We start from the raw sequence: 22,144 nt of genomic DNA on the forward strand, positions 1-22,144 counted from the left end.
ATTCATCTCAGTCGTCGAATGGGGGAAGTGTACGCGCACCGGAGCGGTCTCAGTCGTCCAGATCCCGCAGACCCTCGACGTGGGTGATCGACTTGCGCACGACGATGAGCTGATCTCCGGCTTCCACACGGGCGGCCGTCGAGTCGTAGAAGCGGCGCAGCGTGCCGTTGCGGACCAACCCGATGACCCGTTCGTTGCCGATTCCGCTGGGGTTGTTGCCCACCTCGTCGGGTCGGGCCTGACGTTGCGTGACTTCCAGGCCGGTGCCGCTGGTGAGGAGGTCCTGGATGATGGCGCCGAGTTCCGGGCCGATGGCGGACAGGCCCATGAGCCGACCGACCGTGTCGGAGGACGTCACCACGGAGGTGGCGCCGGACTGCTTCACCAGCGGCACGTTCTCGTGTTCGCGGACCGAGACCACGATGCCGGCCTGGGGGTTGAGTTGCCGCACCATGAGGGTTGTGAGGATGGCGGCGTCGTCCCTGTCCAGACAGATGACGACCTCCTTGGCCTTCGAGACCTCAGCACGTCGGAGCAGGTCGCGGCGGCCGGCGTCGCCCTGGAAGGCTGCCAGTCCGTCGAGGTTGGCGTCGCTGATGGCCAGTGCATCCCTGTCGACGACGACGATCTTGTCGGCGGCGCGCCCGTGGCGGCGCATGGTGTTGACGGCGCTGCGGCCCTTGGTGCCGTACCCGATGACGACGACGTGGTTGCGCATTGTTCTCCTCCACCGCAGGTCGCGGACGATTCGGCTGCCCTCATTGGCCAGCACCTCGATGGTGGTGCCGACCAACAGCACCAGGAAGGCGATCCTCATGGGGGTGATCACCAGGGCGTTGATGAGGCGGGCGTGCGGGGCCAGCGGGGTGATGTCTCCGTAGCCGGTGGTGGTGATGGTGACGGTCGAGTAGTACAGGGCGTCGATGAAGCTGACACCGTCTGCGCCCGTGTTGTCGACGTAGGCGCCCCGGTCGAACCACACCAACAGGGTGCTGACGAGGAGCAGCAGGCCTGCGAACAGGGCACGTCGGCCCAGTTCCCTGAAGGGGTGCACACCGAGACGCGGCATGCTGACCAGTGACGTCGGGCCGCCCCGCCTGTCCGCATGACGCATCTTTGCCATGGTGTCAGACCTTCAGGACGGCGCTGCAGTTGCGGATGCCCAGGCTCTCCAGCCGAGCCCGCCCACCCAGGAACTCGAGTTCCATGAGCACGCTCACGTGCACCAGTTCGGCGCCCAACTGTTCGAGAAGTCTGGCCGTGGCGCCGATGGTCCCGCCGGTGGCGAGCACGTCGTCGACCACCAGCACCCGCGCCCCCGACACGATGGCGTCACGGTGCATGTTGAGCTCGGTGGAGCCGTATTCCAGGTCGAACCCCTGCGACACCACATCGCCCGGCAGCTTTCCGGGTTTGCGGACGGGAACGAAACCCGCCCCCAGCGCCAGCGCCACGGGGGCGGCGAAGATGAACCCGCGCGCCTCCATGCCCACCACCACGTCGATGTCCGCGGGGGCCGAGGCCACCAGTTCATCGATGGACGCCTGGAAACCCTTCGCCGAAGCAAGCAGCGGGGTGATGTCCTTGAACACCACACCCGGCTGCGGGAAGTCCGGAACGTCGCGGATGAGCGACGCCAGCATCTCCAGTCGCGATCCGCTCATCGGGTGCCCGGCCGCTTCCTGCGGTCCGCACGGGAACTCGCGGCGCGCGGCTGAGACCGGACGCCGCCGGTGCTCGTGACCGCCACGGCGTCGCCGTCCTCGAGCACGACGTCGTCGCTGCGCCGCATGGACTTGGCGGTGGCACGCTCTATGCGTCGCGCCAGCGTGGCGCGGTGCTCGACCTGTGCTGGCTCCCGCTCCTTGAGCGTGCTCAGGACCGGGGTGGCGATGAAGATGGAGCTGTAGGCGCCGGCGATCATGCCGATGAACAGTGCCAGGCCCAGGTCCTGCAGCGGGCCACTGCTGAGGACGGATCCTGCGATGAGCAGCGACGCCACAGGCAGCACGCCGATGATGGTGGTGTTGATGGAGCGCACCAGAACCTGGTTGACACCGAGGTTGGCGGCCTGGGAGTAGGTCTTGTTCGAGTCCGACAGCCCGGCCACGTTCTCCTTGATCTTGTCGAACACCACCACCGTGTCGTACAACGAGTACCCGAGGATGGTGAGGACGCCGATGACGGTCGCGGGCGTGACTGTGAAGCCGACGAGCGCGTAGATGCCGACGGTGATGACGAGGTCGTGCGCCAGCGCCACGATGGCGGCCACGGACATCTTCCAGTCCCGGAACCACACCCAGATGAGCAGCATCACGAGAACCACGAACACCACGAGCGCGATTCCGGCCTGCTGGGAGACCTGCTGGCCCCACGAGGCGCCGATGGCGTTGTAGGTGACGTCCGCGGGGGGCGCCCCCGTCAACTCGGCGATGGCCGCGCGGACGGTGGAGGTCTCCTCCGGGGTGAGCACGCGGGTCTGGATACGGACGGCATCGGTGCCGATCGAGAACACCTGGGCGCCGAGGTCGGGGACCTCGAAGTTGTCGACGGCGCTGCGCACATCATCGACGGTGGAGGCGGTCACCTGCGTGGGTGCCTGGAAGTCGGTGCCGCCCTTGAACTCGATGCCCAGCGTGAGGCCACGGATGACCAGCGCGAGGATGGAGACCGTCAACAGGATCGCCGAAATGGCGTACCAGAGCTTGCGATTCTTGATGAAGTCGTAGCTCACCTTGCCGGTGTACAGGCGATGGGCCAGGCCCAGTTTGGTGGTGGACATCATGCCTCCTGCGCGATGCGCGTGGTGCGGCGGGTGCGGCGGCCCAGCAGGGAGTCACGGGAGACTCCCATGTGGGTGGGGTCGAGGCCCGAGAGCTTGTGACCCTCGCCGAAGAACTTGGTGCGCCCGAGCAGCTGCATGAGCGGGTGGGTGAAGAAGAAGATCACGGCGAGGTCGATGAGCGTGGTGAGACCCAGCGTGAACGCGAACCCCTTGACGCCCCCGACGGCCAGGATGAACAAGACGATGGCCGAGAGCAGGCTCACGAGGTCGGCCACCACGATGGTGGGGCGGGCCTTGACCCAGCCCGTGTCGATGGCCGAGCGCAGGCTGCGCCCGTCCCTGATCTCGTCGCGGATGCGTTCGAAGTAGATGACGAACGAGTCGGCCGTGATCCCGATGGCCACGATGGCACCGGCGATGGCGGGCAGGTTGAGGGAGAACCCCACCGCTGAGCCCAGCAGAACCATGGACGCGTACGTCGCGAGTGCAGCCACCAGCAGTGAACCGAGGACCACGAAGCCGAGCCCGCGGTAGTAAGCGAAGCAGTAGGCCATGACGATGGCAAGACCGATGAGTCCGGCGATGAGTCCGACGCGCAACTGCTCGCCGCCGAGCGTGGCGGAGACGCTCTCCACCTGGGACGGTTCGAACGTCAGGGGAAGGGAACCAAACTTCAGGACGTTGGCGAGCGAGGCTGCCGTGGCCTCCGTGAAGTTGCCGCTGATCTGGGCGTTGCCGCCGGTGATCGCATTGGTGACCGACGCGTTGGACTGGACCACGCCGTCGAGCACGATGGCGAACTGGTCCTGCGGGGACTGCTTACCCGCCAGCGCACCAGTCAGCTGCGCCAGCGCCGTGGCGTCCTCACCCTTGAACTGCAACGTCACGACGGGGGCGAACTCGCCCTGCGGGATGCCTGAGGAGGCGGAGGCGACCTGCTTGCCGGTGATGGCCACGGGTGCCAGGAGGAACTTTGTGGTTTTGGCGTCGTCGCACGCGAAGAATGCCGCATCAAGCCGGTCGGGCGTCTTGGTATCGCATTCGAACGCCGCAAAGGCGCTCTGGTCCGCCTCGGTGGGCTGGTACGCCAGCACCTGGTCGATGGAGAGCTTGACACCCTCATCACCCTGCTCAGGAGTGGGCGGGGCTGTCGGCAGACCGGGTCCCTGGCCCTCCGGCGGCGGCGTCGCACCGGCGGGGGCGGTTGCGAGGACCGGCCGGAAGGCCAGCTCAGCCGTGGCACCCACGAGCTCCACGAGGTCATCGCGCTGCACGTTGGGTGCGGAGACCACGATGTGGCGGTCGCCCTGTGTGGCCACCGACGCCTCGCCGACGCCGAGGCCGTCGACGCGCTGCTGGATGATGTTCTTCGCCAGTTCCAGGGACTCAGCCGGCACCGACTTGTTGGTGGCGTTGAGCGTGATGGTCATGCCGCCCTGGAGGTCCAGGCCGAGCTTCGGTGTCCAGGTGCGTGTGCCGGCCATGATCGCAAACATGATGCCGATCACCACCAGGAGCATCAGCAGGACCACTGCCGGACGTGATTTGCGGGAGCTAGTTGCCACAGTCTTCTTTTTTCTCTTCTTGTTGGAAGGGAGGCGGTCAGTGCCTCAGTTGTCGAACTTGCGCTGGAGTTCCTCGGCCGTCATGTCACGCTCACCGCGGGGGTCGAACGTCACGTCCTCCTCGACGACGGCATCCATGTCCTGGACCGACGCGTCAGAAAGTGGCGACTCCTCGACGAGGCTGTCGGAATCGACCTCATCTGCGAACTCGAACTCCTCCTCGTCCTCGGTGGCCGGGCGGGCGATGTTGCCCTTGACGATGGTGATCTCCGTGCCGGGGGCCAGTTCGACGATGGCCTGCCGCTCACCGAGGTGGCGAATGGTGGCAAAGATGCCGGAGGTGAGCAGCACACGGGTCCCGGGGGTGAGTGCGCCGATCGTTGCCTGGTGTTCCTTCATGCGCTTCTGCTGCGGGCGGATCATGAGGAAGTACATGAGCGCGCCGAACGCGACGATCATCAGCAAGAATGTTGGGTCCATGGTTCTTCCTTCGCTGGAATGCGGGGTTGGCCAGCGCTCAGAATAGCCGACGTGGCGCTGGGTGCCTGACAGGGATCACTCGGCGTCGCCGAAAAGTGCCGGCGCCACGCCTGCGGGTGGCCGTAGACCAAGGTGCGACCAGCCTGCGTGGGTGGCCACCCGTCCGCGTGGTGTCCGCATCATGAGCCCCTCCCTGATGAGGAACGGCTCCGCGACCTCGGAGACGGTCTCCGTCTCCTCCCCCACGCTCAGCGCCAACGTCGACAACCCCACCGGGCCGCCGCCGAAGAGTCGGCAGAGGGCGTCGAGTACCCCACGGTCGAGGCGGTCGAGACCCAACTGGTCCACCTCGTACATTTCCAGCGCAGCGCAGGCGACGTCGAGGTCCACCACGGGATGCTTCTTGACCTGTGCAAAGTCCCGGACCCGGCGCAGGAGCCGGTTGGCGATGCGGGGTGTGCCCCGGGAGCGCGACGCGATCTCGTCGGCGGCGCGGGCGTGGATGGTGACGCCGAGCTTGGCCGCGGACGTGTGGACGATGCGGGCCAGGTCAGCGTCCTCGTAGAAGTCCAGCTGTGCCGTGAACCCGAACCGGTCACGCAGGGGGCCTGGGAGCAGCCCGGCGCGGGTGGTGGCGCCGACGAGCGTGAACGGTGGAAGCTCAATGGGAATGGCGGTGGCGCCGGGTCCCTTGCCGACGACGACGTCGACGCGGAAGTCCTCCATGGCCAGGTACAGCAGCTCCTCGGCGGGGCGTGCAAGGCGATGGATCTCGTCGATGAAGAGGACGTCGCCCTCACTGAGCCCTGACAGGATGGCGGCGAGGTCCCCGGCGTGGGTGATGGCCGGTCCCGACGAGATCCTCAGCGCCACGCCCAGCTCGACGGCAATGATCATGGCCAGCGTGGTCTTCCCGAGACCGGGGGGTCCCGAGAGAAGCACGTGGTCTGGGCTGCTTCCCCGGTGGCGCGCAGCATCCAGCACCAGCCCCAGCTGGTCACGGACCCGGGGCTGGCCGCCGAACTCGGAGAGGCTGCGGGGCCGCAGCGCGGACTCGAAGTCGCGCTCCTCCGGCAGGATCTCCGGATCAACCTCGGAGTGCTCCATCATCGCTTCGCCAGCGAGTTCAACGCAGAGCGCATCAGCTTCCCGATGGCGATGTCCGGCTCCTCCTCCACGAGGTGGGCCACGGTGTCGCACGCGGCGGCGGCGTCACGACTCGACCAACCAAGTCCCTGGAGTCCCTCCTCCACCTGCTCACGCCACCTCTCGCCGGTTGCCGCGACCGCACGGGGGGCATCACCGGTGGCGGCGGCCAGGAGGAGGACCTTGTCCTTCAGCTCGATGACGAGCTTCTGTGCGCCCTTGCGTCCGATGCCGGGCACGCTGCACAGCCGGTTGAGGTCCTCGCTGCTGATGGCCTGCCGCAGTTCCGAGGGGCTGAGGACCGACACGATGGCCACGGCCAGCTTCGGGCCCACACCCGAGGCCGTCTGGACCAACTCGAACGCGTCACGTTCGGCCGGGTCGTCGAACCCGAACAGGGTCATGGAGTCCTCGCGCACCACGAGGCTCGTGTGGACGGTGACGGGCTCCCCCAGACGCAGGCCCGCTGCCGTGGCGGGGGTGGTGAAGGCCTTGAAACCCACGCCGCCGACGTCGATCGTGAACGTCGTCGCACCGGCCTCGAGCACAGTGCCGCGCAGTTGCTGGATCAACGTCTACTCCTTGCTTCGGCCGCCGCGGCGGCATAACGATTCGTGTGTCCACCACGCCAGGCGTGACAGATGGCAAGCGCCAGGGCGTCGGCGGCGTCGGCAGGTTTCGGCGGCGCCGACAGCTTCAGAATCCGGGCCACCATGGCACCCACCTGCGCCTTGTCGGCGTTGCCGGAGCCGGTGACGGCGGCCTTCACCTCGCTGGGCGTGTGGAACGTGACGGGTAGACCTCGTCGGGCCCCGATCAGCGCGGCGACGCCGGATGCCTGGGCCGTGTCGATGACGCTGCCCAGGTTGTGCTGCGCGAACACCCGCTCGATGGCAACGGCCTCGGGTGAGTAGGTGTCGAACCACTCCTCCAGGCCGACGGCGATCTCCGCCAGCCGGCGGGCCACGTCGAGCGCGGGGTCACTGCGGACCACACCGACGGCCACCAGCGTGGGAGGGCGCCCCACGGTGCCCTCCACGATACCGACGCCACACCGGGTGAGGCCCGGATCAATACCCAGTACACGCATGGCCGGGCCCCCGCTCGATGGTCAGACTCAGTCGTCGCTGTTCAGGGAGGCTTCGACCTCGGGGGTGAGGTCGAGGTTCGTGAAGACGTTCTGCACGTCATCGGAGTCCTCGAGGGCGTCGATGATGCGGAACACCTTGTGGGCGACCTCAGCCTCGTCGACAGTCTGGTCGAAGGACGCCACGAATCCCACCTCGGAACTGTCGTACTCCATGCCCGCCGCCTCGATTGCCTTGCGGACATCCATCGTGTCGTTGGGGTCGCAGATCGCCTCCCAGGAGTCGGCGGCGTCAGACACCTCCTCCAGCCCGGCATCCAGGGCGGCCTCAAGGATCGCGTCCTCGCTGACGTCCTTGCCGTCCTGGTGCTTGGGCACGGTCACGACGCCCTTGCGTGCGAACATGCGCGCCACGGAGCCGGCGTCGGCCATGGTGCCGCCGTTGCGGGTCACCGCAACCCGGACGTCGGAGGCGGAGCGGTTGCGGTTGTCGGTGAGGCATTCGATGAGCATGCCAACGCCGGCGGGGCCGTAGGCCTCGTAGATGATGGTCTCGTAGTCGGCACCGCCGGATTCCACCCCCGAGCCGCGCTTGACGGCGCGGTCGATGTTGTCGTTGGGGACTGACGACTTCTTGGCCTTCTGGATGGCTTCGTAGAGGGTGGGGTTTCCTGCGATGTCGCCACCGCCAATGCGCGCCGCGACCTCCACATTCTTGACGAGCTTGGCAAACAATTTGCCGCGCTTTGCGTCAATGATCGCCTTCTTGTGTTTTGTGGTTGCCCATTTGGAGTGGCCAGACATGCATCCCGCCTCGATAGGAGTTCGATAAGTCGTCGTCAGCTTACAGACTCAGCGACCGGGATGGTTTTGGCCATGAGTACCACGGCGTCGCGGGACTCGTAGCCGAGCGAGCCGTGAAGGAAGCGCGGCAGATTTGGGTCCTGCGTGTCCACCCCGATACCGGCTCCGGGACATCCGGACTGCGCCATCGACACCATCGTGTGCTCCAGCAGGCCGCTGGCTATCCCACGGCGACGGTGCGCCGGGTGGACGCCGAGCCTGTCGGTCCACCCCTCCACCACCCCGTCCATTGCGGCGGCGTCGTCGATGCCGGACAGCGCGTAGCCCACCGCCTCCTCCCCCTGCAAAGCGACCCACGACCAGTCCGGCCGGATGCGGGGCAGTGACTTGTCCCAGTGGTCCTGATCCGCGGGTACGTCCGCCAGAAAGCAGAGGTGGTGGAGATTGTGCACTTCATCGCTGCGGGACAGTTCGAACGGCACGAAATCGATGCCGTCGATCGATCGTGGAGTGGGAACATCATCCAGGCGGCGGTGCATGTCGAAGAAGTGTCGTTCCTCGTGGAAACCGGTGGAGCGCAGGAGGTGGCGCAACCCCGGTTGGACATCCTCGACGTAGCTTCCCAGCCACAGGTCCAGGCCCGGTCGGTGCCTGTCGCGCCATGCCATGGCCCGGGCCTCCTGCCAGGCGATGAGGTTGCGTCCGATCGACAGGTCGCGGTGCGTCGGGTGGACCCCACCCGCCAGCGTCACACGAGCCCGTTTCGGGTCGGTGTCCGGAACGTTCCAGCCGTACGCCACGAGACTGCCGTAGTGGTCCCACCCGCCGACGCAGTCGTCCTCCAACGACGCCAGCCATGCGGTACGCCCCAGCTGCTCCACGCCCGAGAACATCGTGTCGTCAAACACTTCGATCTGCTCTCGGAGGTGGGTGAGTTCACCCGCGTCCTCTGCCGTCATCAATCGCCACTGCAAATGGTCCTCGACCCAATGGTCCATGCCGGCCTCCCTGCGCCAATGCTGGGTGAACGGCAAGGCTACACGGGCCCTTGTGTATCAACGATGATTACCCGACCAGCGGCCGCGCCTCACTGCCAGAGCCGGTGCTCCCGGATGGGGCGGGGTGCCGTCTGTCCCCAGAGTCGCCGCCAGCGGGGCATGGACTCGGCGCGGCACGTTGGTGCCGCAGCCCCGCGCTGCACGGCCCACCAGGACATCTGCTCGGAGCGGAACAGCTCCCCGACCGCCGCCTGCACCTCAGCGGTGGTCTCCGCCAGTGAGCGGCCGTGGACATAGATGGGGGCGCCGAAACACACCCACACACGCGGCTTCGACTTCAGGGCGAGCCGCAGGATCTCCTTCAGTTTGAAGGTTCCACCCAGCGCCACGGGCACGATGGGGATGCTGTACTGGGTGGCGAGGTCCGCAGCCACGGTGGTGAAGTCGCCCACCTCGTCCGGAACCAGCGGGTCGTCGGTGAACACCGCGACGCTGCGCCCCTGCGTGAGGGAGCGGCTCAGGTGGCGGTGCGTGGTGCGCAGCCTTGGCGGCAGGACAAGCTTCAACACCTGCCAGTCGAGTGCACCCTGCTCGTTGGCGGCGAACACCACGGGGGCCTGCAGCCCCGTGAGCGCGTCGATACCCATCACCTGGTAGTCGACCCGCCACGCCAAAACGTTGAACAGGTCCGGGATGCGTCGGATGTCGCTGCGCGACAAGCGGTCGCGTGGTTCTCCCTGGCGTGGTGGTGCGTTGCTCGGACGGCGGGTCCGCAGCCCGAACAGGGTACCGGCGAACCCCATCATGTCGGCGGGCCAGGTGATCCGCGGCCGCGCCGACGGGTGGGATTCCCGGGCCCACGGACTCAGGTCCCTGCTCATCTCACTGCCCCCAGTACGCGGCCGGGGCCGTGCAGGTACGTGATGTCGGGACGGGGTCCGACGACGGCCGATGCGACCTCGTAGGCGTCCGCGAGCGTGGACGCTGCGCGGTGACCCATGATGCCGGCGCTGCGGCGGTCGCCTCCCACCCAGATGACGTCCGCAAGCCCCTCCGAGGCCTCCTTGATGCGGTACCAACTGTGGAACACGCGCAGCGGATGGTGGGCGAAGCGTTCGCGGTAGAGGTTGATGTACCACGGGTCGTGGGCCGCCGACGCCTCGAACCGGTCATGGATCTCGGCCGGATCAAGCGTTTCGGGCAGCACATTGGTGAAAAAATCTGCTGACGGAGCCTGCGTCCGGTTGGAGAAGTTGCGAAGCAGGGGGTGCATGGCCACCACCACTCCCCCGTCGCGGACCAGGGGGGTGCCCAGATGGCAGCCCGCTTGGTCCACAAGAGCGTTGTGTGCGGCGTTGATGGGAGAACCCACGGGGTTGCCGACGTCGAACCCTGCACCCCACACCGACGCCACGAGCACGTCGGCGGGGGCTGAGACCTCGACGGCGTTGGCTGCGCGCCACACCTCGCGGGACTCGGTGTGCACTGCCTCCGGGCTGCCGCCCACCACGTCGAGGATGGCGTAGTCGGCCACCGGGGAGGCGTACAGCTTCTGTGCCCCCTGCTTGGGCAGGGCCGCCACGAACTGCCGGGCAGCGGCGAACGCCAACTGGTCCACGAGCCGCCACTCCCACTCGCGCCTGTTGAGGAACGACAGGCTGGGGCGCAGGAACGGTTGGCCGATCACCGCCACCACAGCGAAGGTCTCGGATGTGGAGGCCACGAGTCGTGCCACCTCGTCGGCCGCGGCGGCATCCGCGTGCAGACCGGCCACCCGGTTGATGGTGGACGCATCCACCAGTCCCAGCGTCGAGGGGCATCCCAGCGAGTGGTCGTCGCGGATGCCCACGGTGACCACGACGTCCGAGGACGCCACCCGGGCGTTCATTTTCACCGTGTGCCCGTCGATGTCCCCGATGCCCACGAGGTCGTCACTGGTCACGTCATGGCTCGTGATGAGTCCGTCGGCAAGGAAGGACGAGGCCACCCGGTCCCCCAGGACACGGGTGACGTCATGATCGGACCACCGACGATGGAGTCCCGTGGCGATCACCACCTGGACGTCGTCCACCTTGCTGCGGGCTGCAAGTTCCAGCACCCGCTCCACCATGGTGCGGCGCACGTCGAAACGCATCCGCGGCTGCGGACGGCCGTTGTCGGCCACGACGATGGTCAGGCGGACGCCGGGGCCGAGACGCCGCAGGAGAGCGTCACCCTCCACGGGCGAGAGCAGTGCGGCGTCGATGAGGCCCACGGGGTCGGTGGAGGGCACGGCGTCGGCCGGGTAGGCCACCTTGGTACCGAGGCCGAACCCCTGCAACCTGACCGCTGCCCCCGAAATGGTGAGCAGTGACGGCGTCTTGTCATCGACTTCAAGGACGAATCCCGGGCGTGGCATGGTCGTGTCTGCTCCTGTTTCTCTAGCGGGTAGGCAGCTTCCACCGGGGCTGCGGTGAGGTGGCCGGCCAGTCAATGATGGACCACCCACTGGTGCGTGCGGCGCGCATCAGCCCGATGTCGGGGCTGACGGCGACGGGATTGCCCACGGTGCGCAGCATCGGCAGGTCCACGTGGCTGTCCGCGTAGGCAAAGGACTGCTTGAGATCCATGCCGTGCAGGGCCGCGTAGTGCTCCAGCCAGGCGGACCGGGACTCCCCCACCATCGGCGGCCCCGTGAGGAAGCCCGTGCAGTTCCCGTTCTCATCCGTGCCAAGGTCGGCGGCCACGATGTGGTCGAACAGGCCCTCGAACGGACGCGTCAACGGCCGGATCACACCGGTGATGAGGATGGTGGTGTGGCCAGCCTCACGGTGCGCCCGGATCCGGCGCAGGGCGTCCGCCGAGGTGCGGTCCAGGATGTGGGGGGCGAGCTTCTCGTCGACGAAGCGCTCCATGTCGGCCAGGTTCGCGCCCTCGTAGCGACGGTAGACCTGCCGCAGGAACACCCCGCGGTCCTTGCGCTCGGCCGCCAGGTAGTTGGGCATCTGGGCAACGACACGCGAGACCTCCGCGGCACGCTCCATGACCGACAACTCGGGCAGGCGCAGCCAGAGGTAGGTCTCGATGACGTTGGTGACCATGATGGTGCCGTCGAGGTCGAAGGCGGCCAGCACGGTGCCGGACGTGGAGGGTTTGAGGTCCTTGAACGTGGCGGAACGTGCCTGGCGGCGCTTGCGGGCAGCCTCCATGCGGCGCACGGGGTTTGTCACGGCCGGGCAGTGCACGTCCTCGATGTAGTGCGTCCAGTCAAAGCTCGCGGAATCGAAGCTGAACGTGTCGGTGTCGGCCTCGTCGAGCGAGCGGTGCAGCGCCAGGGTGCAGTCGTCGACGAAGTGCAGTTCGGACTGCAGGTATTCGCCGTAGAGGGACAGGTACTTGTTGAGGAAGTCGAGTTGTTTGGTGGTTTTGTCCAGGGCCGTGGCGGCTGCCCGCACCTTTTCGCCTCGGGGGGCGAAGCTGAGCAGGCGGTTGGCGATGGCCGTGCCCTTGGCGGCGAACCACAGCTTGCGTTCCACCGGTTCGGCGCCTGGGAAGTTCCACGTGGCCAGCGGAACGGATCCCTGCCCGTCGGCGTAGGGGTGCTTCGAGAAGTAGCTGCGGATGTGCTGGTAGATGCCGCGGAACGTCAGCGGATTCCGGGCCCCGGAACTGCAGTGGTAGAACTCGGGCTCACCCACCGTCGGCTGCGTGGCGCACACGGCCATGATGGCGTTGACCACGAGGTCGCAGGGGATGATGTCGATGACGGCGTCCGGTGAGGCCGGGAACTCCGGCAGCTGACCGCGACCGTAGGCAAGGATGAGCGGGTCGGCCATCTTGAAGCCTTCGATCCAGCCCTCGTGCGGGAACCTCAGCGAGGATTCGACGATGGCGGGCCGGACGACCGACACCTGCATGTCGTGGCACATGTCGGCCACCACGCGCTCCCCCATGGCCTTGGCAAACGTGTACACGTCGGTCCAGCCAAGCGACCGGGCACGTTCGGTGCCTGCGGCCACCAGTTCCTGCTTCACCCACTCCGTGCGACGGCGCTCGGTGTCCTCGGAGGTCGTGAGGTAGCCCGCACGGCGGTGCAGGCGCTCTGCCTGCTTGCGCAGCACAGTGAGCTGCTCGGAACTGCGGGAGCGTGCTTCGACGTGCTCCTTCATGGCCAGCGCGGCGGCGGACTCGACCTCGTAGTCCACGTCATGAATGTGCGCTGCCTCGGGGATGGGTCCCCGTCGTCGGCCGGCGGTGTAGGCCGTGGAGATGTGCACGTAGTGCGGCACCTTCGTCAGGTTGCCGTCGGCGTCGCTGCACGCTTCGCGCAGCTTGGTGAGCAGCGCCCGGGTACCGACGACGTTCGTCATGAACGCCTGGTCGATGGGTGGGTCGAACGACACGTCCCCTGCGCAGTGCACGAGGATGTCGAGGTCCCCGGGCAGGTCAGGGACCCGCGGGAGGTCGCCCTCGATGACCTGGACACGCGACGCCAGGAGCGCCTCGACGGATCCGGCAGCCGCGACGACGTCGGCGAAAATCTTCTTCTTCAGCAGGCTGGTCACACGCTGCTCGGCGGTGACGGAGCCCTTGGGCCGCACCAGCACCCCGGTGCGCACATCTGGGCATTCCGTCAGGATCTTCCAGAGGATCTGCTCACCGATGAAGCCGGTGACGCCCGTCATGACGATCTTCTTGCCGGCGAGCAGGTCCTTGATGCGGCCCGTCAGGAGCGGCGGTGTGTGCACGCCTGCGATGTCGGCCGCGCCAAAGCTGCTGCGTGGTGCCTTACCCATGCGTGACGCCTCCCGCCACGATGAGCGCCTCCGGGAGCGTGAACGCGCCCATGTAGAGGGCGGTGCCGATGATGGCACCTTCCACGCCGCCCGGAACGAGTTCACGCAGTGCGCGAAGGTTGTCGAGGGTGGCGATCCCGCCCGAGGCGATGACGGCCGCGTCGGTCCGGGCGCACACGGCTTCGAGGAGCTCGATGTTGGGGCCGGTCAGCATCCCGTCGGAGTTCACGTCGGTGACCACGAACCTGGCGCAGCCGGCGTCGGAGAGGCGGTCGAGCGTCTCCTGCCAGGGACCACCCTCCTCGGTCCACCCCCTCGCCGCGAGGTTCTCGCCGCGGACGTCGAGGCCGATGGCGATGCGGTCGCCATGGTCGGCGATCATGCGTTCGCACCAGTAGGGATGTTCCAGGGCGGCGGTGCCAATGTTGACGCGCCGGCAGCCGGTGGCCAGGGCACGCTCCAGGGACACGTCATCACGGATGCCGCCGGAGAGCTCCACCTCGACATCAAGCTGTCCGATGATGTCCCGCAGCAGGTTCGCGTTCGAGCCGCGACCGAAGGCAGCATCCAGGTCCACGAGGTGGATCCACTCCGCCCCCTGGTCCTGCCAACGCATGGCGGCGGCGAGCGGGTCGCCGAATTCCTTCTGGGTCCCGGCCACTCCCTGGACAAGCTGGACGGCGCGGCCATCCTGAACGTCGACGGCTGGCAACAACTGCAATGCATCCACGATCACGAACCCTATCGGACGCGCACCGCCCAGCCTCCGTCTTCTCGCGCGGCGCGCGTGCGGGACGCTCACTCCCACCCCGACATCGGCGGTGGGCATCACGCCAAGGAGTGAATCAGCGGCGGTGCGCCGGGTTCGGCCATCCTGCGGAGCCCCGCAGATGCGGCACTGTCCGAAGGTGAGGTTCCAGCCGAGGAGGATGGTGGCCCCGCTCGAGCCGTGAACCGATTCGTCCTTGCGGGCGGGACCACGACCACTCGTGCGGTGTCCGGGTCGATGTGGATGACCCAGCGGTCCTCGGGGCGGCTCCACCGGTCCGGCTCCACGAGTTGGTGGTGATGCGGACACAACAACACCAAATTCCACAACGCTGTGGCACCGCCGGCCCACCACGGCTGCAGATGGTGCGCCTCGCAGGCCGAGTCCGGGGCGCTGCACTGGGGAAACACGCATCCACCGTCGCGCAGGCTCAGGGCTTTCCGGATGGCCGGGGTCACGAGCCGCTGGGTGCGGCCCACGTCCAGGATCTCCGAGGGGCCGCCGAGAACGACGGGCATGAGGTCAGCGTCGCAGCACAACCTGCGCAGGTCCCCGGCCGTGATCCTGGCCCCCCGGGCCAGGACTCCGGCCCGTTCGGCACGTTCGCGGAGGTCCTGTTCCCGAATGGTGACGACGATCCGGGGTCGGTCCCCCACACTGGTGGGGGCGTCACGGTGGTCGGAGATGATCTGGGTGAGGGCATCGGCGCGGCGCTGCTCGGGTGTGCGGTTGATGTCCTCGGCTGCCTGGTCCCGCGTCACCTGGGGTCCGGGGTCGGTGGCGCGGGTGGCCCTGAACCTGTCCCTGGCCGCGCGGCGGTCGGACTCGACGTAGGCCTCGATGAGACTGATCAGCGGTGCCGCCTCCAGATGGGGCAGGGAACCGTGCAACCACGTCGACCCGTCCCCGTCATCACCCCACCGCAGCGACCGCTTGCTGAACGCCCGGCGCCGCTGCTGCTCCAGCCGGGCGGCCTCATCGTCCACAGTGGGGACCAGTTCGGGTGCGACTTCGGCCAGGATCTGCGGTGCCAACTCCGCCAGCCGTTTGGGGGTGTTCTTGTTTGCCCGGTCCAGGAAAGCCTGCTCCGCCCGTGCCTGCTGCTCAGTGGTCAACTCGGACGGTAGCTGCGCCATCCCTTTGCCGATGGCGGCCGCGTGCCGGGACGACACTTTTCCGGCCAGGGCAGCCTCCTTGACCGCCTTGTGCCGGGCGAGGTCGCGGGCCTGGAACACCTGCCGTGCCGCGTCGCCGCTGTCGCGTCCTTCCTCCAACCCAATGAGGGAGGTGATGGGGGTTCCGGTTGCGGCCACCGAACTGTGTGACGCCTCATCAGTCAACACACACGCCAACGACACGGCACGATCCCGGAAACTTCGGGCCCTCTTCATCAACACCAGCCGCTCCGGCGCCGACAGCCTGACCCGCGCATCGTGATCGATCGAGGACATCACAGCCTCCAGCGCAGTCAGCGCCTCCGCCGTGGTCCGCCACTCCTGCTCCATGAACCAAACCTACGGACCACCACTGACATTTTATGAACAGGTGATCTATTTTCCTCAGATACTCTTCTAACCCCCACAAATCACCGATGGAAGCTGTCGGGTATCTGTTCCCTGAGTGCCGCCCATGAGGGACGAATTTCGGTGTATCGAAGGGCCCCTGACGCAAAGGAAGCCCTTCGATACGCCCGGCGACTTCGTCGCGTGGGCTACTCAGGGAACAAATGGGGGGGTGCCCGGCGACTTCGTCGCGTGGGCTACTCAGCGAACAAAGATGGCATCGCGCATCATGACGACGCGAGGGCGCAGCAAATATGCCTCTCCCCGAATCAAGTACCTCAGCTGCTGATCCAGCACGGCGGAGATGCAGTCCGGATCGACCTCTGCCACTGTCGACAGGGAAACCTCAAGGATCGAGGGGTCCCCCGCCTGCATCGCTGCCGCGAGGCTCTCGGGATTGGTTCGCAGCCAGCGCAGCCCCTTCTCGATCTCAGTGGCCATGTGCGCCGCTTCCCGTGTGGGTTGTCTCACACATGAGCTCAGGCGTCAGCTCTCCAGCCAGTTGCGGAGCAGCTGGAGGCCCGCCTCACCCGACTTCTCCGGGTGGAACTGGGTGGTGCTGAGGCTCCCCCGCTCCACGGCGGCGACGAAGGCGACGTCCTCGTGCCGCGCCATCGCGACCCGTGCGTCCGGCGGTGCCACCAGCGCCGCGTAGGAGTGCACGAAGTAGAACCGCTCCCCCGCAATCCCCCGGAACAGCCTGGAGTCGCCCGGCGTCTGAAGGTCGTTCCATCCCATGTGGGGCAGCCTCCGTGCGGGCAACTTTTCGACGCTGCCGGCCAGCACCCCCAGCCCGGGGGTCTCGAGGCCATGCTCGGTGCCCGTGCCGAAGAGGATCTGGTGACCCACGCAGATACCGAGCAGCGGGCGCTCCTCGGCGAGCCATCCGGTGATGAGCTCCCGGCCACCGACAGCGTCAATCCCCCGCATGCATGCGGCGAAGGCACCGACGCCGGGCACGACCAACCGGTCCTGACGGCGCAACTCGCCGAGGTCACTCGTGACGGTGACGACTGCCCCCGCCAGCGACAGCGCGCGCGCTGCGGAGTGCAGGTTCCCCGAGCCGTAGTCCAGCAGCCCCACGCGGGGCGCCACCATCAGAGGGCACCCTTGGTGCTGGGGATGCCCTGCTGGCGTGGGTCGAGGGCAATCGCGTCGCGCAGCGCACGGGCCAGCGCCTTGAACTGGGCCTCGACGATGTGGTGCGGGTCCCGGCCAGCAAGCAGGCGCAGGTGCACGCAGAGGCCGGCGTTCAGGGCCAGGGACTCCACCACGTGGTAGGTCATGGACCCCGCATACGGCACGCCGGACCCGCCGATGAGCGCGTACACCTGGCCGTCAGGCTCACCCGTGCACACGGCGTAGGGGCGGCCTGCGACGTCGACGACGCAGTGCGCCAGCGCTTCGTCCAGCGGGACCGTGGCGTCGGCGTAGCGACGGATGCCAGCCTTGTCGCCGAGCGCCTCGGCGAGCGCCTGACCCAGCACAATGGCGGTGTCCTCCACCACGTGGTGGCCGTCGATGTGCACGTCACCGACGGCAGAGATGTCCATGTCGATGAGGGAGTGCTTCGCCAGCGCTGTCAGCATGTGGTCGTAGAACCCGACGCCGGTGGAGATGTTCGAGGCGCCGGTGCCGTCGAGGTCGATGCTGACCGTGATGGTGGATTCGCTCGTTGAGCGCTGGGCGGTGGCGGTGCGGGTCATGCCGTCTCTCCTTGAAGAACTGGATCTACTCGTGTGGTGGGCTCGCCCAGCATCGTGGGTGAGATGTCGTCGAGGGCGTCCCTGAGGGCCGCCATCTCCGCGGGGGTCCCGGCGGAGGCGCGCAGGTAGCCATCGGGGCCCGTTTCCCGGATGAGGACGCCGCGATCCAGCAACTGCTGCCAGACATTGTGGCGGTCGGCGAACCGTCCGAAGAGGGTGAAGTTGGCCTCGGAGTCCACGACGTCGTAGCCGCGGGTCCGGAGCCACGCCTCGAACGCGCGAGCGGTCTCCGCCAGTTCGTGCACCCTACCCAGCAGTTCGTCGCTGTGGCGCAGGGCCACCCGTGCGACGGCTTGGGTCTGGGCGCTCAGGTGGTAGGGCAGGCGCACGATGCGGCACGCGTCGACGACGGCGGGCTGCGCGGCCAGGTATCCCACGCGACCGCCAGCCAGCGCGAACGCCTTGCTCATGGTGCGGCTCACCACCAGCCGTGGGTGCCGTGTCATCAGTTCCAGCGCCGAGTCGGTGCGCGCAAACTCCTGGTAGGCCTCGTCCACCACCACGATGGCATCGCTCCGGCGACACACCTCGTCGATGACCTGCAGCGACGTGGTGGTGCCGGTCGGATTGTTGGGTGTGGTGATGAGGACGACGGTGGGCCGGTGCTCCTCAATGGCGTCCACGATGAGGTCGGCGTCGAGTGTGAAGTCGGCCCTGCGCGGCGCCGTCACATACTCGGTGCAGGTGTTGCGGGCGTACTCCGGGTACATCGAGTACGTGGGCGTGAACGTGAGCACCCGCCGCCCGGGGCCGCCGAAGGCAGTCAGCAGGTGGGACATGATCTCGTTGGAGCCGTTGGCCACCCAGATGTTCTCCGGCCCCAGATCGTGGCCAAGGTAGTTGGCCAGGTCCCGGCGCAGTTCGAGGGCTTCGCGCTCCGGGTACCGGTTGAGCTGCCCGGCCGCCTCCACGACGGCCTCCGCCATCTCGCGGCGCACCGTCGCGCTGGGCGGGTACGGGTTCTCGTTGACGTTCAGCACCACCGGCACCACGAGCTGCGGCGCCCCGTACGGCTCGGCGCCCACGAGGTCGTCCCGCAGAGGGAGGTCTGCGAGCGTGATCACTGCTGTCTCCGAACGGTGATGGCGTTGGCGTGGCCCGGGAGGTCCTCGGCAAGAGCGAACCGCTCCACACCGTCGGCGATCTCCAGCAGTGCGTCGCGGGTGTAGTCGATGACGTGCACCGTGCGCATGAAGCTGCGGACGTTGAGACCCGAGGAGTGGCAGGCGCAGCCGGCGGTCGGCAGCACGTGCGTGGACCCGGCGGAGTAGTCGCCGAGGCTCACGGGTGAGTTGTCGCCCACGAAGATGGCGCCTGCGTTACGGATGCGGGCGGCGACGGCGGCCGCGTCGGCGGTCTGGATCTCAAGGTGTTCGGCGCCGTAGGCATCGGCGACGGCGATGGCCTGGTCCAGGTCGCGCACCAGCACGATGGCGCTCTGCCTTCCCGTGAGCGAGGTGCGGATCCGCTCGACGTGCTTGGTGGCAGCCAACTGCTTCTCGACCTCGGCTCCCACCTTCACGGCCAGTGCCGGGGAGTCGGTGATGAGGACGGAGGCGGCCAGGGGGTCGTGCTCCGCCTGGGAGATGATGTCGGCGGCAACATAGACGGGGTTGGCGGACCCGTCGGCGATGATGGCAATCTCGGTGGGACCCGCCTCGGAGTCGATGCCGACGACGCCGCGCAGCTGGCGCTTGGCGGCCACCACCCAGATGTTGCCGGGGCCCGTCACCAGGGAGACGGGCTCGCACAGGTCGCGCACCCCGTGCGCGAACATGGCCACGGCCTGGGCGCCGCCAACCGCGTACACCTCATCGACGCCGAGCATGTGGCACAGCGCCAGGATGTTGGGGTGCGGCCAGCCGCCGAAGTCCTTCTGCGGCGGGGACGCCACGGCGATCTGCCGCACGCCGGCCACCTGGGCCGGAACGGTGTTCATGATGACGCTGGAGGCCAGCGGGGCCAGGCCGCCGGGCACGTAGAGACCCACACGGTCCACGGGGATGTTCCTCAGGCCCACGCGGGCACCCTCGGCCAGCACGGCCGGCGGCGGGTCCGCGTCGAGCTCCAGGGTCTGTGCCACGTGGCGGCGGCGGCGGATGCTCTCCGTGAACGCCTCCGCCAGCTGCGGGTCCAATTCCTCGGCGCAGCGCCGAAGAACGTCCGCGGGCACCCGGAAGGACTCCGGCACCACGCCGTCGAAGCGCTCCGAGTACTCGGCGAGTGCCTCGACACCGCGGGCATGGACGTCGGCGCAGATGGGCCGGACCACCTCCAGGGCAGCCTCGACGTCGAATTCGGCGCGGGGTAGCTGGGAGCGGTAGTCGGAGGTGATCCCTGTCAGGTCAACGGTTCTCAACACAGTCAAGGAGTCTAGTTGGTGGGGACGAGGACACCGGCCGGTCGGCCGGCCGTGGATACGTGTTACGTTCACGCCGTGAAACGCCGATTCGAGGAACTCGATGCCCAGGGGACGCGCCTCGGCCTGCTGACGCTGCGCCGCCGCTTCGACCCCGTGCTGGAGGCGGAGGTCTACGAGGTGAAACTCGGCGACGAGTTCCTCATGTCGAGCGCCTTCACCGTGGCGGAACGGGAACTGGCCCTCCTCGGTCTGGCCGCCACCCCCGGAGACGGACTCGATGTCCTGGTGGGGGGACTGGGGTTGGGGTACACCGCCCTGCAGGCCCTCAGTGACGATCGCGTCGCCACCCTGACGGTGGTGGATGCGCTGGGCGAGGTCATCGGGTGGCACGAACGTGGGCTGCTCCCGGAGACCGCCCTCACCTCGGACGCCAGAACCTCGCTGGTGGAGGCGGACTTCTTCGCCCTGATGCGCGGGGACGCGTCCCTGACCGGGAACGCCCCCACGCTGTTCCACGCGATCCTTCTGGATGTCGACCACTCGCCGCGCCACCTGCTCCACCCGAGCCATGCCGACCTCTACACCTCCGACGGGTTGCGCGCACTGCAGCGGCACCTGCACCCCGACGGCGTATTCGCACTCTGGTCCGACGACCCGCCGGACGACGACTTCGTCGCGGCGTTGGACGCCAGGTTCGCCCTGTGCCGGGCCCAGGTCATCACCTTCCCCAACGCGCTGACACGCGGTGAGTCGACGGCCACTGTGTATGTCGCGTCTCAGGCTCGCGCCGTCAGCGCGTGACGACTGCGGTGACTGCGTCGACGAGCATGTCGATCTCGTCATCGGTGGCCACCAGGGGCGGCGCCAGTCGCAGCGTGGCGCCGTGCGTCTCCTTCGCGAGGATGCCTCTGGCCATCAGGGACAGACACATCTGGCGGCCCGTCATGAGGCCGGGGTCAATGTCCACACCGGCCCACGCCCCGCGGATGCGGACGCCCTCCAGCCCCCGGCCCAGCAGCGCCGAGAGGCCGAGCCCCAGCCGGGCCCCGATCTGCCGGGACCTCTCCTGGAAGTGGCCGTCCTCCAGCATCGCCACCACCTCGCTGCCGATGGCGGACGCCAGAGGGTTGCCGCCGAACGTCGAGCCGTGTGAGCCAGGGGTGATGACGTCGAGGACCTCCCGGTCGGCCGCAATGGCCGAGACGGGATACAGCCCCCCGCCCAGTGCTTTGCCCAGCACGTAGATGTCGGGCACCACGGCCTCGTGGTCGCAGGCGAACGTCTCGCCGGTGCGTGCCAGGCCGGACTGGATCTCGTCGGCCACCATGAGCACGCCCTGCTCGCTGCACAATTGTCGGAGGCGCGTCAGGTAGCCCTCCGGCGGGATGATCACGCCGGCCTCCCCCTGTACCGGTTCGACCAGCACCGCCACGGTGCAATCGTCCATGGCGGCCGCGACGGCGTCACTGTCGCCGAACTCGACGCCCCGGAACCCGGGTGTGAAGGGGGCATAGCCGCCGGAGGCCACGGGGTCGTCCGAAAAGCCGACGATGGTGGTGGTGCGGCCGTGGAAGTTGCCCCCCATCGTGATGATGTTGGCCTTTCCGGTGGGCACGCCCTTGACCTCGTAGCCCCACTTCCGGCTGACTTTGATGGCCGTCTCGACGGCCTCGGCGCCGGAGTTCATGGGCAGCATCATGTCCTTGCCCGCCAGCCGGGTCACTGCCTCTGCGAAACCTCCGAGCTGATCGTTGTGGAACGCGCGGCTCGTGAGTGTGAGCCGCTGGAGCTGGTGCGTTGCGCGCGCCACGAGGCGTGGGTGGCAGTGTCCGAAGTTGAGGGCGGAGTAGCCGGCCAGGCAGTCGAGGAATCGGCGTCCCTCGACGTCGGTGACCCAGGCCCCGCTGCCCTCGGTGAGCACCACGGGCAGTGGGTCGTAGTTGTGGGCTGCGAACCGCTGCGTGGCGTCGATGTGGTCGATTGTGGCTGTCATGCACCCATGAGACGTGGCTTCCGGGGTTTTGTCCAGAGCGTGATGTCGGCGG

22 protein-coding genes are annotated in these 22,144 nt (G+C 67.8%); 1 reads left to right on the forward strand and 21 read right to left on the reverse strand.

Annotated features, from left to right (window positions below; genetic code table 11):
- Window positions 1-49: 49 nt before the first annotated feature.
- The 20 genes from EAX62_RS11535 to hisD all read right to left on the reverse strand — a co-directional run bounded on the left by EAX62_RS11535 (window position 50) and on the right by hisD (window position 20,099).
- A complete protein-coding gene (locus EAX62_RS11535) occupies window positions 50-1,123 on the reverse strand; it encodes a potassium channel family protein (RefSeq protein ID WP_121901877.1) in 1,074 nt (357 codons plus the stop codon).
- A gap of 4 nt (window positions 1,124-1,127) precedes the next feature.
- A complete protein-coding gene (locus EAX62_RS11540) occupies window positions 1,128-1,664 on the reverse strand; it encodes an adenine phosphoribosyltransferase (RefSeq protein WP_121901878.1) in 537 nt (178 codons plus the stop codon).
- Window positions 1,661-2,782, reverse strand: a complete 1,122-nt coding sequence (gene secF / locus EAX62_RS11545) for a protein translocase subunit SecF (protein WP_407703338.1) — start codon at window positions 2,780-2,782, stop codon at window positions 1,661-1,663. Before secF ends, EAX62_RS11540 begins: the two co-directional genes overlap by 4 nt.
- Entirely contained in the window at window positions 2,782-4,350 is a 1,569-nt protein-coding gene (gene secD, locus EAX62_RS11550) for a protein translocase subunit SecD (RefSeq protein WP_407703331.1), read from the reverse strand. The genes secF and secD overlap by 1 nt, the downstream gene beginning before the upstream one ends.
- Before the next feature lie 45 nt (window positions 4,351-4,395).
- On the reverse strand, window positions 4,396-4,830 hold the full coding sequence (gene yajC / locus EAX62_RS11555) for a preprotein translocase subunit YajC (RefSeq protein ID WP_121901880.1): 435 nt from the start codon (window positions 4,828-4,830) through the stop codon (window positions 4,396-4,398).
- 75 nt (window positions 4,831-4,905) lie between these two features.
- Window positions 4,906-5,937: a Holliday junction branch migration DNA helicase RuvB gene (gene ruvB, locus EAX62_RS11560; RefSeq protein ID WP_121902142.1), complete on the reverse strand. Its 1,032-nt coding sequence runs from the start codon at window positions 5,935-5,937 to the stop codon at window positions 4,906-4,908.
- The gene (gene ruvA, locus EAX62_RS11565) at window positions 5,937-6,548 is read right to left on the reverse strand and encodes a Holliday junction branch migration protein RuvA (protein WP_121901881.1); all 612 of its coding nucleotides are present in this window, start codon (window positions 6,546-6,548) and stop codon (window positions 5,937-5,939) included. The genes ruvB and ruvA overlap by 1 nt, the downstream gene beginning before the upstream one ends.
- Window positions 6,545-7,057 (reverse strand): crossover junction endodeoxyribonuclease RuvC, encoded by a 513-nt coding sequence (gene ruvC / locus EAX62_RS11570; RefSeq protein ID WP_199711285.1) that lies wholly within the window; start codon window positions 7,055-7,057, stop codon window positions 6,545-6,547. Before ruvC ends, ruvA begins: the two co-directional genes overlap by 4 nt.
- A gap of 36 nt (window positions 7,058-7,093) precedes the next feature.
- Window positions 7,094-7,867: a YebC/PmpR family DNA-binding transcriptional regulator gene (locus EAX62_RS11575; protein WP_121901883.1), complete on the reverse strand. Its 774-nt coding sequence runs from the start codon at window positions 7,865-7,867 to the stop codon at window positions 7,094-7,096.
- Between the two features lie 35 nt (window positions 7,868-7,902).
- Window positions 7,903-8,865, reverse strand: a complete 963-nt coding sequence (locus EAX62_RS11580; protein ID WP_121901884.1) for a GNAT family N-acetyltransferase — start codon at window positions 8,863-8,865, stop codon at window positions 7,903-7,905.
- An 89-nt stretch (window positions 8,866-8,954) separates the two neighbouring features.
- Window positions 8,955-9,746, reverse strand: a complete 792-nt coding sequence (locus tag EAX62_RS11585; protein ID WP_121901885.1) for a lysophospholipid acyltransferase family protein — start codon at window positions 9,744-9,746, stop codon at window positions 8,955-8,957.
- Entirely contained in the window at window positions 9,743-11,263 is a 1,521-nt protein-coding gene (locus EAX62_RS11590; protein ID WP_121901886.1) for a lactate racemase domain-containing protein, read from the reverse strand. Before EAX62_RS11590 ends, EAX62_RS11585 begins: the two co-directional genes overlap by 4 nt.
- A gap of 22 nt (window positions 11,264-11,285) precedes the next feature.
- A complete protein-coding gene (locus EAX62_RS11595) occupies window positions 11,286-13,640 on the reverse strand; it encodes an HAD-IB family hydrolase (RefSeq protein WP_121901887.1) in 2,355 nt (784 codons plus the stop codon).
- Window positions 13,633-14,370, reverse strand: coding sequence for a bifunctional 1-(5-phosphoribosyl)-5-((5-phosphoribosylamino)methylideneamino)imidazole-4-carboxamide isomerase/phosphoribosylanthranilate isomerase PriA (gene priA, locus EAX62_RS11600; RefSeq protein ID WP_407703332.1), 738 nt, complete (start codon window positions 14,368-14,370; stop codon window positions 13,633-13,635). Before priA ends, EAX62_RS11595 begins: the two co-directional genes overlap by 8 nt.
- A gap of 98 nt (window positions 14,371-14,468) precedes the next feature.
- The gene (locus EAX62_RS11605; RefSeq protein ID WP_121901889.1) at window positions 14,469-15,914 is read right to left on the reverse strand and encodes an HNH endonuclease signature motif containing protein; all 1,446 of its coding nucleotides are present in this window, start codon (window positions 15,912-15,914) and stop codon (window positions 14,469-14,471) included.
- A 258-nt stretch (window positions 15,915-16,172) separates the two neighbouring features.
- Window positions 16,173-16,412, reverse strand: coding sequence for a hypothetical protein (locus EAX62_RS11610; protein ID WP_121901890.1), 240 nt, complete (start codon window positions 16,410-16,412; stop codon window positions 16,173-16,175).
- A 45-nt stretch (window positions 16,413-16,457) separates the two neighbouring features.
- Window positions 16,458-17,069, reverse strand: coding sequence for an imidazole glycerol phosphate synthase subunit HisH (gene hisH, locus EAX62_RS11615; RefSeq protein ID WP_121901891.1), 612 nt, complete (start codon window positions 17,067-17,069; stop codon window positions 16,458-16,460).
- Window positions 17,069-17,677 carry an imidazoleglycerol-phosphate dehydratase HisB gene (hisB, locus tag EAX62_RS11620; protein WP_121901892.1) on the reverse strand — a complete coding sequence of 203 codons (609 nt, stop codon included), beginning with the start codon at window positions 17,675-17,677 and terminating at the stop codon, window positions 17,069-17,071. Before hisB ends, hisH begins: the two co-directional genes overlap by 1 nt.
- Window positions 17,674-18,801, reverse strand: coding sequence for a histidinol-phosphate transaminase (locus tag EAX62_RS11625; RefSeq protein WP_121901893.1), 1,128 nt, complete (start codon window positions 18,799-18,801; stop codon window positions 17,674-17,676). The genes hisB and EAX62_RS11625 overlap by 4 nt, the downstream gene beginning before the upstream one ends.
- Entirely contained in the window at window positions 18,798-20,099 is a 1,302-nt protein-coding gene (gene hisD, locus EAX62_RS11630) for a histidinol dehydrogenase (protein WP_121901894.1), read from the reverse strand. The genes EAX62_RS11625 and hisD overlap by 4 nt, the downstream gene beginning before the upstream one ends.
- A 75-nt stretch (window positions 20,100-20,174) precedes the next feature.
- On the opposite strand from hisD, the gene EAX62_RS11635 reads away from it, so the two are divergent.
- Entirely contained in the window at window positions 20,175-20,900 is a 726-nt protein-coding gene (locus tag EAX62_RS11635; RefSeq protein WP_121901895.1) for a spermidine synthase family protein, read from the forward strand.
- Here the strand turns inward: EAX62_RS11635 and rocD are convergent.
- Entirely contained in the window at window positions 20,890-22,092 is a 1,203-nt protein-coding gene (rocD, locus tag EAX62_RS11640) for an ornithine--oxo-acid transaminase (RefSeq protein WP_121901896.1), read from the reverse strand. The genes EAX62_RS11635 and rocD overlap by 11 nt on opposite strands.
- Between the last annotated feature and the right edge of the window lie 52 nt (window positions 22,093-22,144).

Origin of the sequence: Tessaracoccus antarcticus, from assembly GCF_003688855.1 — a bacterium.
Lineage (GTDB): Bacteria > Actinomycetota > Actinomycetes > Propionibacteriales > Propionibacteriaceae > Arachnia > Arachnia antarctica.

Excerpts from the sequence above, each read along its gene's own strand:
- EAX62_RS11535 (WP_121901877.1), bottom strand. The coding sequence starts at position 1,123 with ATGGCAAAGATGCGTCATGCGGACAGGCGGGGCGGCCCGACGTCACTG.
- EAX62_RS11540 (WP_121901878.1), bottom strand. The coding sequence starts at position 1,664 with ATGAGCGGATCGCGACTGGAGATGCTGGCGTCGCTCATCCGCGACGTT.
- secF (WP_407703338.1), bottom strand. The coding sequence starts at position 2,782 with ATGTCCACCACCAAACTGGGCCTGGCCCATCGCCTGTACACCGGCAAG.
- yajC (WP_121901880.1), bottom strand. The coding sequence starts at position 4,830 with ATGGACCCAACATTCTTGCTGATGATCGTCGCGTTCGGCGCGCTCATG.
- ruvB (WP_121902142.1), bottom strand. The coding sequence starts at position 5,937 with ATGGAGCACTCCGAGGTTGATCCGGAGATCCTGCCGGAGGAGCGCGAC.
- EAX62_RS11575 (WP_121901883.1), bottom strand. The coding sequence starts at position 7,867 with ATGTCTGGCCACTCCAAATGGGCAACCACAAAACACAAGAAGGCGATC.
- EAX62_RS11580 (WP_121901884.1), bottom strand. The coding sequence starts at position 8,865 with ATGGACCATTGGGTCGAGGACCATTTGCAGTGGCGATTGATGACGGCA.
- EAX62_RS11585 (WP_121901885.1), bottom strand. The coding sequence starts at position 9,746 with ATGAGCAGGGACCTGAGTCCGTGGGCCCGGGAATCCCACCCGTCGGCG.
- EAX62_RS11590 (WP_121901886.1), bottom strand. The coding sequence starts at position 11,263 with ATGCCACGCCCGGGATTCGTCCTTGAAGTCGATGACAAGACGCCGTCA.
- EAX62_RS11595 (WP_121901887.1), bottom strand. The coding sequence starts at position 13,640 with ATGGGTAAGGCACCACGCAGCAGCTTTGGCGCGGCCGACATCGCAGGC.
- EAX62_RS11605 (WP_121901889.1), bottom strand. The coding sequence starts at position 15,914 with ATGGAGCAGGAGTGGCGGACCACGGCGGAGGCGCTGACTGCGCTGGAG.
- EAX62_RS11610 (WP_121901890.1), bottom strand. The coding sequence starts at position 16,412 with ATGGCCACTGAGATCGAGAAGGGGCTGCGCTGGCTGCGAACCAATCCC.
- hisH (WP_121901891.1), bottom strand. The coding sequence starts at position 17,069 with ATGGTGGCGCCCCGCGTGGGGCTGCTGGACTACGGCTCGGGGAACCTG.
- hisB (WP_121901892.1), bottom strand. The coding sequence starts at position 17,677 with ATGACCCGCACCGCCACCGCCCAGCGCTCAACGAGCGAATCCACCATC.
- rocD (WP_121901896.1), bottom strand. The coding sequence starts at position 22,092 with ATGACAGCCACAATCGACCACATCGACGCCACGCAGCGGTTCGCAGCC.